The 14605-nt window shown below is 61.4% G+C and carries 15 protein-coding genes; 4 read left to right on the top strand and 11 right to left on the bottom strand.

Annotated features, from left to right (window positions below; translation table 11 throughout):
* Nucleotides 1-4: 4 nt before the first annotated feature.
* From CPH89_RS21965 to CPH89_RS21950, 4 genes are read right to left on the bottom strand one after another with little or no spacing between them, the layout of a single operon-like run.
* Entirely contained in the window at nucleotides 5-799 is a 795-nt protein-coding gene (locus CPH89_RS21965; RefSeq protein WP_053255568.1) for an ABC transporter ATP-binding protein, read from the bottom strand.
* Nucleotides 793-1782 carry an ABC transporter permease gene (locus tag CPH89_RS21960; RefSeq protein WP_053255567.1) on the bottom strand — a complete coding sequence of 330 codons (990 nt, stop codon included), beginning with the start codon at nucleotides 1780-1782 and terminating at the stop codon, nucleotides 793-795. The genes CPH89_RS21965 and CPH89_RS21960 overlap by 7 nt, the downstream gene beginning before the upstream one ends.
* Nucleotides 1769-2836: an ABC transporter substrate-binding protein gene (locus CPH89_RS21955; protein WP_053255566.1), complete on the bottom strand. Its 1068-nt coding sequence runs from the start codon at nucleotides 2834-2836 to the stop codon at nucleotides 1769-1771. Before CPH89_RS21955 ends, CPH89_RS21960 begins: the two co-directional genes overlap by 14 nt.
* A gap of 22 nt (nucleotides 2837-2858) precedes the next feature.
* On the bottom strand, nucleotides 2859-4190 hold the full coding sequence (locus tag CPH89_RS21950) for an LLM class flavin-dependent oxidoreductase (protein ID WP_053255565.1): 1332 nt from the start codon (nucleotides 4188-4190) through the stop codon (nucleotides 2859-2861).
* Nucleotides 4191-4397: 207 nt separating this feature from the next.
* Here CPH89_RS21950 and CPH89_RS21945 point away from each other — a divergent pair, with 207 nt between their 5' ends.
* The 4 genes from CPH89_RS21945 to tal all read left to right on the top strand — a co-directional run bounded on the left by CPH89_RS21945 (nucleotide 4398) and on the right by tal (nucleotide 6975).
* Nucleotides 4398-5342, top strand: a complete 945-nt coding sequence (locus CPH89_RS21945) for an aliphatic sulfonate ABC transporter substrate-binding protein (protein ID WP_053255564.1) — start codon at nucleotides 4398-4400, stop codon at nucleotides 5340-5342.
* A gap of 148 nt (nucleotides 5343-5490) precedes the next feature.
* On the top strand, nucleotides 5491-5724 hold the full coding sequence (locus CPH89_RS30225; RefSeq protein WP_139372205.1) for a hypothetical protein: 234 nt from the start codon (nucleotides 5491-5493) through the stop codon (nucleotides 5722-5724).
* Nucleotides 5725-5768: 44 nt separating this feature from the next.
* Nucleotides 5769-5903: a YciI family protein gene (locus CPH89_RS30730; RefSeq protein WP_255311514.1), complete on the top strand. Its 135-nt coding sequence runs from the start codon at nucleotides 5769-5771 to the stop codon at nucleotides 5901-5903.
* A gap of 148 nt (nucleotides 5904-6051) precedes the next feature.
* Nucleotides 6052-6975 (top strand): transaldolase, encoded by a 924-nt coding sequence (gene tal / locus CPH89_RS21940; protein WP_053255563.1) that lies wholly within the window; start codon nucleotides 6052-6054, stop codon nucleotides 6973-6975.
* Between the two features lie 63 nt (nucleotides 6976-7038).
* Here tal and CPH89_RS21935 read toward each other — a convergent pair whose 3' ends face one another.
* The 7 genes from CPH89_RS21935 to CPH89_RS21905 all read right to left on the bottom strand — a co-directional run bounded on the left by CPH89_RS21935 (nucleotide 7039) and on the right by CPH89_RS21905 (nucleotide 14577).
* The gene (locus CPH89_RS21935; protein ID WP_053255562.1) at nucleotides 7039-7395 is read right to left on the bottom strand and encodes a lysozyme inhibitor LprI family protein; all 357 of its coding nucleotides are present in this window, start codon (nucleotides 7393-7395) and stop codon (nucleotides 7039-7041) included.
* A 15-nt stretch (nucleotides 7396-7410) separates the two neighbouring features.
* Complete coding sequence (locus CPH89_RS21930; RefSeq protein WP_053255762.1) at nucleotides 7411-8595, bottom strand: sugar transporter; 1185 nt, start codon at nucleotides 8593-8595, stop codon at nucleotides 7411-7413.
* A 122-nt stretch (nucleotides 8596-8717) separates the two neighbouring features.
* Nucleotides 8718-9077: a hypothetical protein gene (locus CPH89_RS21925; protein ID WP_053255561.1), complete on the bottom strand. Its 360-nt coding sequence runs from the start codon at nucleotides 9075-9077 to the stop codon at nucleotides 8718-8720.
* Between the two features lie 72 nt (nucleotides 9078-9149).
* Entirely contained in the window at nucleotides 9150-9551 is a 402-nt protein-coding gene (locus CPH89_RS21920; protein ID WP_053255560.1) for an ANTAR domain-containing protein, read from the bottom strand.
* Nucleotides 9548-10774 carry an EAL domain-containing response regulator gene (locus CPH89_RS21915; protein WP_053255559.1) on the bottom strand — a complete coding sequence of 409 codons (1227 nt, stop codon included), beginning with the start codon at nucleotides 10772-10774 and terminating at the stop codon, nucleotides 9548-9550. The genes CPH89_RS21920 and CPH89_RS21915 overlap by 4 nt, the downstream gene beginning before the upstream one ends.
* 114 nt (nucleotides 10775-10888) lie before the next feature.
* Nucleotides 10889-11980 carry a fimbrial protein gene (locus CPH89_RS21910; protein WP_053255558.1) on the bottom strand — a complete coding sequence of 364 codons (1092 nt, stop codon included), beginning with the start codon at nucleotides 11978-11980 and terminating at the stop codon, nucleotides 10889-10891.
* Entirely contained in the window at nucleotides 11980-14577 is a 2598-nt protein-coding gene (locus tag CPH89_RS21905) for a fimbria/pilus outer membrane usher protein (protein ID WP_307674259.1), read from the bottom strand. Before CPH89_RS21905 ends, CPH89_RS21910 begins: the two co-directional genes overlap by 1 nt.
* Between the last annotated feature and the right edge of the window lie 28 nt (nucleotides 14578-14605).

Here is a 14605-nt window from a genome sequence, read left to right as displayed (position 1 = left end):
ATGACTACCAGCTCTCGCCCAACCCCAGCAGGCCCAGTATCTGCCGGCGCAGGTCCACCAAATAAGGATCATCGCGGTGCCGCGGGTAAGGTCGATCAATGCTCAACTGCGCCTGAACCGTCGCCGGGCGGTCACTGAACACAATCACACGGTTGGCCAGCAACAAGGCTTCTTCCACATCGTGGGTCACCAGCAGCGCCGTGTAGCCTTGGCGCTGCCACAGGTCGATGAGTTCCTTTTGCATGGTGATGCGGGTCAATGAATCAAGTTTGCCCAACGGTTCGTCGAGGATCAGCAACCGTGGCTGATTGACCAACGCGCGCGCCAATGCCACCCGCTGCGCCATGCCGCCGGAAAGCTGCCGAGGATACGCACGGGCAAACGCGCCAAGGCCGACCTTTTCCAATGCCTCATCCACCTTGAACGCATGCGTCTTGAGTAAACCCTGAGCCTCCAAGCCAAGCGCCACGTTGTCCCACACGCGGCGCCACGGGTACAGGGTCGGGTCCTGGAACACCACCACCCGGCTCGGGTCCGGGCCGACAATGGGTTGGCCATCGGCCAACACCCTGCCGACGTCAGCCGGTTCCAACCCGGCAACCAGGCGCAGCAAGGTGGATTTACCGCACCCCGAAGGCCCGAGCAGCGCCACACATTCGCCCGGCGCTACGTCCAGCGAAACCCGCTCCAGCACCGGCAGGTGTTGCCCGTCCAAGGCGAAGCCGTGACTCAGCTGTTCTATGCGCAACGCCAGCCCCGTCGATGCCGATGTCGATGCCGCGTGTGCCAGGGCTACCATTTCATCGCTCCTTTCTGCCAGGCCAGTAACCGATCACGCACCACGAACAACCCGGTGATCAACCCTGAACACGCCAGCGCCATGATCAACAATGCCGCGTACATGTTCGCGTACGCCGCCCACCCCTGGGCCCATTGCAGGTACCAACCGATACCGGATTTCACCCCCATCATTTCCGCCACTACCAGGGTCGAGAACGAGGCGCCCAGGCCCATGAACAGGCCGACAAACACATGGGGCAACGCGGCGGGAATCGCCACCTTGAAGATTAAAAAAGCGTGCTTGGCCCCCAGGGTACGCGCCACGTCGTAATAGGCTTTATCCACACTCGCCACGCCGGACCAGGTCAGCACCGTGACCGGAAACCAGGTGGCCAGGGCGATCAGGAAAACGCTGGCGCTCCAACTGCTGGGGAACAGGAAAAAACACAGCGGCAACAATGCCGTCGAGGGCACCGGGCCAAGGATGCGCAACACCGGGTGCAGCCAGTAGCCGATCCGCGTGGACCAGCCAATCGCCACCCCCGCGACGAAGCCGGTTGCCGCCCCCAACGCCACGCCCGAGCCCAGCAGCAACGCCGAATGCAACAGGCTGTCGGCCAGGCGTGCGTAGTCTTCGAGATACACCGCGAGCAACGCCTGGGGCGGCGCGAAAAACGGCACCGGCAGCAGCGCCAGTTTGGCCGTGAGCAGTTCCCAGATGCCCAGCAACACCGGCAACGCGAGCAGCCAGGGCCCGGCATTGCGCAACCGTCGACCCAGTGTCGAAACGTGCCGACCGAGCAGGCTCAAGCCAATAAACAGCACGGCCACACCGACGCACAGGTTTGCCAGCCCCTGAGTCAGCGGCCAATGGCGCGTCGCGTTGGGCCAATAGCTGATCAACACGGCAACCGCCAACCAGGCAGCCACCACGCTTACGCCCTGCCACCAGAGTTTGAACGCCAGAGGCGGGTTCAAGGCCGTGGTATCAACTGAAGACATCAGCGGTGATCTCCTTGGCAAATTCCACCGGATCGGTGCCTTTGCTGATGACTTCCACGGTTTTCAGGTCGGTGACGTAGGTGGTGATTTCCTGGGTCAGCGCCGCGCCGACCGCATGGTGGCCATGGGTGTGATCGTGGAGGATCGCCTGCACTTCTTCGGTCGAGGTGTTCAACGCATAGGCCTGGAAGCCCTTGGCAACCGCTTCGGGGTGCTGCACGGAATAATCGTGGGCTTCCAGAATGGCCTGGGTCAGCGCCGCCACCACGCGCTTGTCTTCGCGCACCAACTTGCCGGTAACGCCCACCACGCAGCAGCTGAGGTTGGCGTATTCCTCCACCAGGTTGGTGGACAATTCGCGCGCCACGCCGGACTTTATCAAGCGGTACATGAAGGGGTCACTGCCGCTGACCGCCTGCACTTCGCCGCGCGCCAGAGCGGTGCCCAGCAGGTCGGCCGGGTACAGGCGCCATTCGACATCGCGCACCGGGTCGACGCCGTGTTTTTTCAGCAGGATCGAGAAGAAATTACGGTCCGGACTGGCCATGTCGGTGACGCCGATGGCCTTGCCCTTGAGGTCTTCCAGTTTCGTCACGCCGCCGTTCACCGCACTGAGCAACCGCAGGCAACCGCCATGGGTGCCGGCAGTGAGTTTCACATCAAAGCCCTGCTCCAGCGCCTTGAGCCAACGCAGTGCCATGCCCACGCCCGCATCGGCCTTGCCGGTGGCGATGGCTTCGAGCAGCACTTCGGTGGAGTTGCCGAAGTTGACGAGTTCAACCTCAAGGTTGTGCTTCTTGAAGAACCCCTGGCCGTGGGCAATCACCACCGGGGCCAGGCACACCGCATTGAGGTTGACCGCCAGCTTGAGTGAGCGTGGCGCATCGAGGCGGATAAACTCGCCAGTGCCGGCCGGCTCCTGTGGCGTGTTGTGGCCCGCCTGTTCATTGGCTGCCAGGCCCAGGCGTGGCAGGGACAGCAGCAAGGGGCTGGCCAGGGTGATGCCGGCCAGGCCGAGCAGACGGCGGCGGGTTAAGTGATCAAAAGCTGGCATGCGAAATATCCCTTTTATCAAATCAGTTAGTGAGATCGGCCAGCCCCAGATGCTCGCGCAGCGTCGAACCTTCGTACGCCGTGCGGAACAGCCCTTTGCGCTGCAAATGCGGAATCACGCTCTCGACAAATTCGCTGAACGAGCCCGGCAAGTAGCCCGGTGAAATCACAAACCCGTCACAACCACCTTGCTCGAACAGCTCGGCTAACTGATCGGCGATCTGCGCCCCGGTGCCCACCAATTGCGGCACGCGCACGCTGCTGGCAAAGATGCGGCCGAGGTGTTCCAGGGTTATTTCGGGCCCCTGCATCAGCAGCTTTTCGGCGGCAGCGGCGTGCACCAATGGCGACCGCGCCACTTCGGCCAAGGTGGCGTTCAACGGGAAGGGCGAGAGGTCCACATTCAGCTGCGAAGCCAGTGTCACCAGGCCCAACTCGGGCCGCGCCAGGGCGTTGTGTGTGTCGCGTTTGGCGCGTGCCTCGGCTTCGCTGCCGCCAATAAACGGCATTACCGCAGTCAGCACTTTGCAACTGTCGGCATCGCGACCTTGTTGCACCACCTGGGCGCGCACGTCCTCGCGGAAGGCGCGCATGGCCGCCAGGTGTGGGTGAATGGTGAAAATCGCCTCGGCCCAGCGCGCGCCAAACCGCCGACCGCGCCCGGACGAACCCGCCTGGATCAGTACCGGCCGGCCCTGGGGCGTGCGTGGGATATTCAGCGGGCCTTCGACCTTGAACCAGTCGCCCTGATGCTGCACCGACTGGATCAGCGCAGGGTCGGCGAGCACGCCGCTGTCGCGGTCCAGCTTGAGCGCGCCCTCGCCCCAGCTGTTCCAGAGTTTCAGCGCGACCTCGACAAATTCATCCGCGCGGTCGTAGCGCAGGTCGTGTTCCAGGTGCTTGTCCTTGCCGAACAGGCGCCCTTCGCTGTCGTTCATCGAGGTCACGATATTCCAGGCCGCACGGCCCTTGGACAGGTGGTCGAGCGTGGCGAATTCGCGGGCGATATGCGCCGGTTCGTAGTAGGTCGTGGAGCGGGTCGCGCCCAGGCCCAGTTTGGTGGTTTGGCCGACCAGGTAGGAAAGGATCGGTAAGGGGTCGAGGCGCGTGGCGTCCTGGGCGCCGTAGCGCAAGGCGAACTCACGCGAGCCGCCCATCTGGTCGCCCACAGCCAGGCGATCAGCGAAAAACAGGAAGTCGAACAGGCCTTCTTCTACCACCTTGGCCACGCGAGCGTAATACGCGGGGTCAAGGTAATTGCCGACGGTTTCAGGGTGGCGCCACACCGCGTGGCTGTGCACCACGGGACCGCTCAACAAGAAGGCGGATAAGTGGATTTGGCGGCTGGTTGTCATGGGAAGCCTTGGCAGCGGGGCAGAATAGATTCAGGCCTAAAACTTATATTAATAATCTCCTATTATGAAAGAACGATATAATTCTATGGTTATGCCCGATTCGCCGAAACCTCAAAAAAGCCACCTAAGCTCAGATCAAAAGAGTATTTATCGAATGCTTTTTAGAACTTTAAGCTTGAAGATATTTCGCTGAAAATCGAGCGCACCATGCCTATTCGTCGTCCCCTCGCCCTTGTTATCGGGCTGCTGGCCTGTTCCGTCGCCCTGAGCGCACAAGCCCAGGAAACCGTGCGCATCGGTTACCAGAAGTCCTCGACCCTGATCACCCTGCTGAAAACTCAGGGCACCCTGGAAAAAGCCCTCAAAGCCGACGATATCGGTGTGAGCTGGCACGAGTTCCCCAGCGGCCTGCCGCTGCTCGAAGCCCTGAATGTGGGCAACGTGGACATCAGCGCTGACGTGGCCGACACCGTGCCGATCTTCGCGCAGGCGGCCCAGGCCAAGCTCACCTACTTCGCCCAGGAAGCGCCCTCGCCGTCAGCCCAGGCCATCGTGGTGCGCAAGGACTCGCCGATCCAGCAATTGGCGGACCTGAAAGGCAAAAAAATCGCGGTGACCAAGGCGGCCGGCACCCACTACTTATTGATCGCCGCGCTGGCCAAGGCCGGCCTGGCCTTTTCGGATATCGAGCCGGCCTATCTGTCACCGGCCGATGGTCGCGCAGCGTTCGAAAACAACAAGGTCGACGCCTGGGTCACCTGGGAACCCTTCCTCACCAGCGTGCAACGCCAGCTACCGACGCGCACCCTCGCCGATGGCGCCGGGCTGGCCAGTTACAAGCGCTATTACCTGACCGGCACGTCTTACGCCAAGGCGCACCCCGAGGTGTTGAAGGTGGTGTATGAGCAGCTGGAAAAAACCGGTAAATGGCTGAAAACCAACCCGCAGGACGCCGCGAAAGTGCTCGGCCCACTGTGGGGCAATCTGGACGTGGCCACGGTTGAAGCCGCCAATGCGCACCGCAGCTATGAGGTGCAGCCGGTGACGGTGGACCAGTTGGGTGAACAGCAGAAGATTGCCGATGCGTTCTTCAAGGCGGGGCTGTTACCCCAGGCGGTGGATGCGCAGGCGGTGCAGACGTGGACGCCGTGAGGCCAAGCGTCGCGCCTCATTCGTCAAGCGTGCCTTGCGATAAAACCTATCGCCGTTTGTTCTGAGAGCCTGTTAGTTTTCACAGTAGACGCTCCCTGCGATGCTTCTTAGTCTGACGTGGTCAACCCACCCTGCAAGGAACATGACCATGGCATTCGTCGAAGACTACAAAGGTTATCGAATTGAGGCAGGGCCATGCGGCGGTCACTACGACAGCTATGGCAACCTGGTCGGTCAGGCCAACGCCTATCGCGTTGTAAAACCAGATGGAAGCAGGACCGTGAGCCAACCGACGTTAGCTGACGCGAGGGGTTACATTGATACCCAAACCTTGTCTTGTACAGACATGCCTCGCTATCAAGTCCGTGTATCAAATGGGTAGGCCGCCGGTGGGCGTGAACGGTCAAAGAAGGGCAAGGGTTTCCTTTGGCCGTCGCGGTTGCCGGGCCGTTACTGGGCGCCGACGGCACACCGTTGGGTTCGCTGATGGGGGTGGGCAGTGATGATCAAGCCCACCTGCTGAGGTGGCTCGCGACCGCGCCGTTTACGCGCAACGGCTAGTTCCAAGAGGTAGACGTGCAGTTGTTCCAGAACCGTTGGCCGCAGAACACCAGCGTCCCTGAGGCCTGGCGGATCGGCGAGCGGGTAAACAAGCGGCTCGGGAAATGGTACAACGGGTGTCCCCTGCCGCCTCTGGAGACCGCCGCCCATGACGTCCAAGCTCGAACAACTCAAGCAATTCACCACCGTGGTCTGCGACACCGGCGACCTGGAAGCCATCAGCCGCCTGCGCCCGGTCGACGCGACCACCAACCCGTCGCTGCTGCTCAAGGCCGCCGCCATCCCGGAATACGCCGAGCTGCTGCGCAACGCGGTGAACCTGTCCAAAGGGAATGTGGGCCTGGCGTGTGACCACTTTGCGGTAGCGGTGGGCGCGGGCATTCTCAAAGTGATCCCGGGGCGCATCTCCACCGAAGTCGACGCACGTTTGTCCTTTGACGAAGACGCACTTTGGGCCAAGGCCAACCAATTGATCGCCCTGTACGACCAGGCCGGCATCGGCCGCGACCGCGTGCTGATCAAACTGGCCTCCACCTGGGAAGGCATCCGCACCGCCGAACGCCTGGAAAAAGCCGGCATCCAGACCAACCTCACGCTGCTGTTCTCGTTCGCCCAGGCCGTGGCCTGCGCCGATGCGGGCGTGTTTCTGATCTCGCCATTCGTGGGCCGCATTTACGACTGGTACCGCAAAAACACCGGCCTGGATTACACCGGTGCTGAAGACCCGGGCGTGCAGTCGGTGACGCGCATTTATAACTACTACAAGGCCAACCAGATCAACACCGTGGTCATGGGCGCCAGCTTCCGCACCCTCAGCCAGATCGAACAACTGGCCGGTTGCGATCGCCTGACCATCAGCCCGGACTTGCTGCAAAAACTCGCTGAAGATACCGGCCCGCTGGCGCGCAAATTGGTGCCGGGCGCCGAGGGCGAAGCGCGTCAGCAGTTGACCGAAGCGCAGTTCCGCTGGGCGTCGAATGAAGATGCGATGGCAACCGAAAAGCTGGCGGAAGGGATTCGGCAGTTTGCGCGGGATCAGGAAAAACTCGAGGCCGTGCTGGCTGCCTTGTGATAGTCCTGCCTATGAATCACAGGCTGTTTATCAAAAGCCGGAAGTAGAATGACGAACAGGGTCTTAGAACGGCCCTTTCGTCATCACCTGCTCATCAATAAACCGGCGCAACATCCTGATCCGCTGCGTATAGGCATCAGTCAAGCAACTCACCTGCGCGCCGCACGCACGACGCTGCTTGAGCCACGCGCTTTGCCCGTCCATCAATGAGCCCCGCGCGCCCATGGCCATGAAGTGTTTGTTCAAGTCGTAGAGCAATGCCATCGTCACATCCTGGTCATTCAGGCTGACGTGCTGGCAGACAGCGATTTCGTCTGGCGCCTTGGCTTTGGCACAGTCGAAACTGGCGGCCGAAGCTACGGGGCTGAGCAGCAGCCCGCAAACACCCGTAAGAACTGCAATAGCAAGGGTTTTGATCATCAGACGTTTGTCTCCTCAGTGACGCACCACACCCTGCCCGAACCGATGAATCGCCAGGCAATACCCAATTAACGCCAGTGCCGCCAACAACCCGCCTGCCGCGCCGATCCAGGCGAAGCCGAAGTGGCTGCCGACCCAGCTGCCCATCAGCGCACCGCCGCCGATGCCAATGTTGTAGATCCCGGAAAACATCGCCATGGCCACGTCGGTGGCGTCCGGGGCCAGCACCAGCACCTTGGACTGCATGGCCAGGCCAAACCCCATGATCGCCATGCCCCAGACCACGCTCAGGCCGACGAGGTACGCCTCGGCACCGCTCAATGGCAGCATCAGCGCCAGGCACGCGGCGAGCAGGAACACCGCGCTGACCACAAACAGGTGCGGGTTGAAGCGGTGCACCAGGCTGAACAGCAGCGAGCCGATGATGCCCGCGCCACCGAACACCAGCAGGATCAGGGTTACGGCATTGCTGCTCATGCCGGCGACACCTTCGACGAAGGGTTCGATGTAGCTGTAGGCGGTGAATTGCGCGGTGACGGTCATGGCGGTGAGCACATAGAGCGCCACCAGTGCAGGGCGTTTGAACAACAACGGCAGGCTGCGCAGCGAGCCGGAGTTCTGGCTTGGCAGCGGCGGCAAGGTGCGCGCCAACCAGAACACCAGGGCGGCGGCGAACGCGGCAATCACCAGGAACGTGGTGCGCCAACCCATCGCTTCGCCGAGCAGGCGCCCCAACGGAATGCCCAGGACCATCGCCAGCGAGGTGCCGGTGGCCAGCAAGCCGAGGGCTTGCACCTGCTTGCCGTGTGGCGCCAGGCGCACCGCCAGCGAGGCAGTGATCGACCAGAACAACGCGTGGGACAAGGCGATGCCGATGCGGCTGACCATCAACAAGCCGAAACTGGTGGCGACACTGGAAAGAATGTGGCTGGCGATAAACAGGCCGAACAGCACGATCAGCAGCTTGCGCCGCTCAACGTTGCGCGTCAGCAGCATCACCGGCAGCGAGGTCAGCGACACAATCCAGGCATAGATGGTGAGCATCAGGCCGACGCTGGCGATGGGCATGTCGAAGCTGGCGCCGATGGCGCTAAGCAGGCCAACGGGCACGAATTCGGTGGTATTGAACACAAAGGCGGCCAACGCGAGGGCGATGACCGGTTGCCAGTTGGCTTGGGGCGTTGCGGCTGAAAGGCTCATTGACGGGCGAGGTACTCTGGCGGTGATCAAACGGCCACGCAGAACAGCGCCGCCGCCGAGCATTCTATAGGTTTCTCGGCCCGTTGTTGACGCTCATCCTGCTCAAAACGCCCTAGGGTCGCTTAAGGCGAGGTCATGGTGATCACGTAGTTACCCGATTGAATTGGCTTTCCGAGGCTATCCACCAAGACATACCGCTGGTCGTAATAGCGCCCGTTGCCGATGTCGGCTACCAACTTTACGTTGGCTGCGGCATTGCCCAACGCTTTGACGCTGGCGACCGGACGTACATCGAAATGGTTGCCACGGCTGGCCATCGGGCACCCCTTCAACTCCATCACCGAGCTGTTCCCTGCCGAAGTCGTACATCCCGACTCGACAATGCTGCCATGAAATTGAATCACACCTTGGGATGAGGCCATGCAGGCCCCCGCCCACACCGCAAGGAAGCCTGTAGCGATTGGCAAACGCATACCGTTCATGTCGATGTTCCTTCTCGGGTTATTTAGAAGGTAGTCGACATTTTTTGCACAGACTTGAGAGATTTCGTGTTTTTAAGAAATGACTGATAGACGCGATAAGTCAGCCTTGTGCGCCAACCGCCTGATTGACGCCGCTTCCGGCAGTTGTACAGCGCTGAACACCAGGCGGTCGTCGATCTTCGCGCTCTGGATCGTCAGTTGCCGCGGCGGCAGGTCGTAGATGAAAACCTGCCCCACCGAGGAATGATCACGGCAGAAATCATCCAGGTTGAACCCCTCGTTGCCGGCGAGGCTGGCATTCATCAGCACCAGGTCAAAGCCGCGGTCGCCATACTCCACCAGGTTGAGCAGGTCGCTCAGGCTCGGAACCGGCGCAATGGCGTAATAGCCCTGGCGATTGAGATCGCGCTCCAGGCGCAGGCGTTGAGCATGCTCGGGGTCGGCAATCATGATGCGCAGCGCTTTGTTAATCATCGATGGGCACCGGCAAGGTTGCTGGACACCGGCCGCCCGGCACTGCGCTGCAACCAGCGCAGCAGGTCGACGCCATTCATGGGGCGTGCATGCCAATAGCCCTGCCCCTGGGTGCAACCCAATGCCAGCAATGCTTGATGCTGTTCGGTGGTTTCAATGCCTTCGATCACCACCGACATGCCCAGGGTCTGCCCCAGGGCCAGGGTGCTGCCGATGACGGCTCGGCAGCGCGGCTCGTGCAACAGGCCGCGGACGAATTCCGCGTCGAGTTTTATTTCGGTGAACGGCAACTGGCACAGGCGCTGCAACGAAGAGAACCCGGCGCCGAAGTCATCGATGGACAAGCGGCAGCCCATCATGCGCAAACGCACCAGGTTCTCCAGGGAGACGGCCGGCACTTCAAGCAATCCGCTTTCAGTCAGCTCGAACGTCACACTGGCGCAGGGCGTCTGATGGGTGGCGAGGAGGGTTTTGATCCGCGCCGTCAGTTCCACGTCGGCCAACTGCGCGGCGTGCAGATTGAAAGCCAAGTCCAAGGCCAGTCCCTGGCTCAGGGCCTGCCCCTGAAGGACCAGCGCTTGTTGCATCAGGCAAAACAACAAGTCGTCCATCAGGCCGCTGCGCTCCATCGCCGGCAGAAACACCGCCGGTGACAGCACTCCCTGGAAGGGGTGGTTCCAACGAGCAAGTACCTCCACGCCCAGCACGGCGCCACTGTGCAAGTCGAACTTGGGTTGGTAATAGGCTTGCAGTTGTTGCTCGAGAAGTGCCCGCCGCACCTGTTGCTCGTCGGCCAGTTCCAGGCTCGACGGCGGTTGCGGCGTGCTGCGGCGGGTACTCAAGGCCCGTTCGAGCAACAGCTGCAACGTCTCCACCTGCAACGGTTTGCCGGTATCGCCGAGCATGTTGACGCCGAGCAAGGCGCCCATCTGGCTCACAGCACGGCGTACATCCCCCGGCAACCCGCTGCTGACAATAATTGCGCCGACCTGGCCGGTCGCACTGATGCGTTGAATGAACTCCAGCCCGTCCATGCCTTCCATTTGCAGGTCACAGACCACCACGTCCACGGAACCGGCGCCTTGCAGCACAGCCAGGGCTTCGGTGCCGTTACCCGCCTCCAGGACCTCGCCGCAGCCCAGTTGTTTGAGCAGGTTGACGGCCACGGAACGCTGGAAAAGGTGGTCTTCGAGTACCAACACCCGGAGCGATGTAAAGGACATGACGGCTCTCTCGCTTGCTAAAGGGAGGGGACGAGTGTGCGCAAACGATCGAAGCCATTCGCGTAGAAACGTCCGCAATTTTGTTAGGATTTTTCTGAGCCTCCCGCAGGGGGCTCAGTAGTAATTGATAGTGAATGTGGCCGTCGCATTCGCGGGGCCGGCGGTGATGCTGCTTTCGGTCTGAATGTACCGAGCCTTCAGCGGGATGCTGTAACTGGCACCCTCCTCCGCGCGCGTGGTGATGCCACTGGTGCGCAGGCTGGCGAGCGGCAGCGCAGTCCCGGCACTGTCAGCCACCTGCACGCCCACCCCCGTCGCGGCAGGATCATCGCCCGGCGCACTGGGGTTGAGACTCAGGATGCCCAGCGTGGTATTGAGCGGCGTGCGCGTCGGGTCGAGGCGTACTTGCAGCACGTTATTCTTGCGCGTGTCGAGGTTGCTGATGGTGCCATCGCTGGCCCAACGCGGGCCCGTCGTCTGGTAATACCCGTTGAACGCCGGGCAATTGTTCAGCGCGATAGAAAAGTCCTTCCACTGCGTAAAGGTGTTAGGCCCGGAGAACTCGCTGAGCATATGGCTGCCCATCGGCACATTGACATCCGGTGTGGTGCAGGTACGCGAGACGATGTTGATGCTGCCGGAAAAGTTGACGTGTTGAACCTCCAGGTTGTTACTGCTGACGCGAGACTGGGTCATGGTCGGCAAGGAGGCGCCCTGAATAGTCCCGGGGGACACGTCGCCGATTTTGATGAACGACATATCAAAGGACAGCGTGCCGGTGAGGGTCCAATTACACACGGCGGTTCCATTGCCACAATTGGTGATGCTGCTGGAGAACGGCAGCGCGGTGCCCGCGTACCAAAGTGCCACGCCGATTCCAGGCACACCGGTCTGATAAACGCGACCCCCGTAGGGCGTCCCCGACCAACTGGACAACGGCAACGGTGTAACCGGCAACAAGCGTCGCGTCTCAATGTTATAGAGGCCAGCAGAACAGGAGATCGCGTAATCGCCCGCCAACGTGAACGTCTGCCGATAAATCTCGGCGCCCAAAGGCACATCCCGGCCCACCGTCAGGTTGCCACCCAGCAACGGCTGGGTGCGCACAATGCTGCCGTTGGTAGGGGCCAGGTAGGTGCAATCGGCCATCGCCACACCCGCTGCCAGGGACAAACCTGCTACTGCGACCACACGCTTGAACATCATCACTTTTTCTCTCCTGCACTGCTCACAGAAGCAACGCGATTATCTGACTGAACCGCCGAACACACGGCATCCACCTGGTGCAGTTGCTTGCCGTCGCTGATACCGGGTGGCAATGGCAATGCGCACTGCTGACCGGCCTGGTTACCCCAGTTGATCAAGAGTCGGCGGGCGCCTTCCTTGACGCGGGCATACAACTGACCGCCCTGCCCGACCACGCCCACCGACACCCCTCGGTCATCCATCACGCTGGCACCAAACGGCAATGGGCTGCCATCGCCGAGGGTCACGTTGAGTAAAAGCGCCTGGCCATTGCGAGTGCCGTACTTGAGGGCGACCACCGCACCGGCGCGCGGCGCCACTTGTTGGCTGGTTTCATTGAGCTCGACGTTCAACGAAGTGCCTAACGGGTCAATGGCCACTTCGTTCAACTCATAAGGGCGCAAGTACGGCACCACGGCATTGCCACGGCCATCGAGCTTGAGGCCAGGAAAGCCGACCACTTTGGCCCCTTCAGCACCCTCGGCCGTAATCACCGCCAAGGTCTCGCCGCGATACGGCGTGAACGTCACCCCATTCGGGTGCGCGACCACACTGCCACTGGCATTCACGGACAGGCTGTCATAACCCTCGCCACGGCTGACTGTCGCGCCGACCAAGGCTTTGGAACCGGTGTACTGACCATTGACCGAGGTACTGTTGGAACGCGTGGCACCTTCGTGGCCACCGGTCAGGCTGTAGCTGTACTGGCGATCCTCGCCGGCGGTGCCACTGAGGGTGGCTTGTTCGCTGTACTGGCTATTGGTATCGCGCATTAAGCGCGTCGACAACTGTGGCTGGTTGGTCGAGGCGCCAAACGCCAACGGCATGCTCATCGTGAACAGCAGGCTGTTATCCATCTCCCCCAAGCCGACCCGACTGCGGTTGGCACTCACGCCATAGCTGACACGCCCAACCTGCTTGTTGTAGCTGAACTGGTACTGCACATCCCGCCCCGGCTGATTCCAGTAGTCTTGCGAGAAACCACTGAACGCCACCTGGCCCCAGGGCCCAAGGCTCTGGTTGGCGGTCAGGGACATCCGGCTGCGTGGGCGGCCGTAAGCGCTGGTGTCGATCCCATTACGCTCTGCATCCAGCAGTAACGTGGCATTGCTGAAGTCCAGGTACTTTTCCGTGGAAAACCGTGTGGCGGCCACGGCAAAGTTACTGCCGGTGCTGATAATATTTTTGCTGTAGCTCATGCGCACACTTTGACCGCTGTCCTGGCCGCTTTTGAACTGGGTCTGGGCCTGGGTGACGTCGATCGCCATCGCGCCGATCGGCGTACTGAATGCCAGGCCGCCCAGCAGCGAGCGGTAATCGTCGCTGCCTTGTGCGCCGGTGTAGCCAGTGAAGATATTGCTCAACCCCAACTGATAGGTGCCCTGCGCCAACCTGGCCTGGCGCGAGGTGAAGTTGTTGCGGGTCTCACCGGCCGTGACGCTGTAGCGTGAAGTGCCAGAGCGCAACAGTTGTGCCGCGGCGGCGTAAGGCACGATAAAGCGCTGCTCACTGCCATCCGCCTCATAGACGGTGACGTCGAGGTCGCCGCCGTAGCCGGTGGAATACAGGTCATCAATCACAAAGGCGCCCGGCGCCACGCTGGTTTCGTAGAGCAGATTACCGGCCTGGCGGACTGCTACTCGTGCACCGGTGCGGGCAATACCGCGAATCACCGGCGCATAACCGCGCTGGGATTCAGGCAACATGCGATCGTCGGTACCCAGCTGCACACCGCGATACGCCAGGGTGTCGAAGATCTCGCCACTGGTGTTGGACTCGCCCACGGTCAGTTGGCTGCGCAAGCTGGTGACGTCACGCTGCGCGTAGGTATTGAGGGTCTGGTAGTTTTGCCCCGTTTCCTTTTGCCAGCTCATCGAGCCGTTATGGCGCAAGCGCCAGTCGCCGAGGTTCAAGCCCGCGTTCAGCCCCAGGTAAGCCGAATCGTAGTTACCGAAGTCGGTTCTGTTGTGGCTGCCGTTGAAGGTGTAGCTCAGGGTGCCGGCAGTGACGCCACGGTCCCACAGCTCCGGGCTGACATAGCCCCTGGCATCACGGCGCAGGGCGATTTGCGGAACACTGATGTCGAGTAACTGGGTGGACGGCGAAAAACTGGCCGTGGCGCCTTCGATCAACTGGCCGATGCCCAGGCACGGCGCCCCGCTTTCGAGGCTCGCCAAGGCTTCAGGCGACAGCTTGTGCATATCCACACCGAGCAGTTCCAACATGCTCTGGTTGAAACAGACCACCGGGTTGCTCCCGTCCTCAGCCGCATTAATACGAATATCCTGACGGGTGACGAGCTTGCCGTTAATCGCCATGTCTGCCCGGTATTCGCCGGGCAGTACCGGGTTACCTTTCTCGTAGGGTGCAAGGTCCAGGCTGCGGGAGTCTTCAGGCAAAAAGGCATCGTTGAACTGCACGTCTTCGGCCCATGCCCCTTGCACGGTCATCACGCCCGGCAACAGTGCCAGGGCCTTGATCAGCATTGCAGTCACTGGATTGAGGGCAAAGCGAGGTTGCACCTGCGGGCAATTGCCCAGGCGTGGAATAGTCGTCATAAGGTACTCGTGCGCGGGAACGATCGCG

The sequence above is a fragment of the Pseudomonas fluorescens genome, from assembly GCF_900215245.1.
Classification (GTDB): Bacteria; Pseudomonadota; Gammaproteobacteria; order Pseudomonadales; family Pseudomonadaceae; genus Aquipseudomonas; species Aquipseudomonas fluorescens.
Note: the sequence above shows the minus strand (reverse complement) of the source record. Positions and strands in the feature narration are given on the sequence as shown.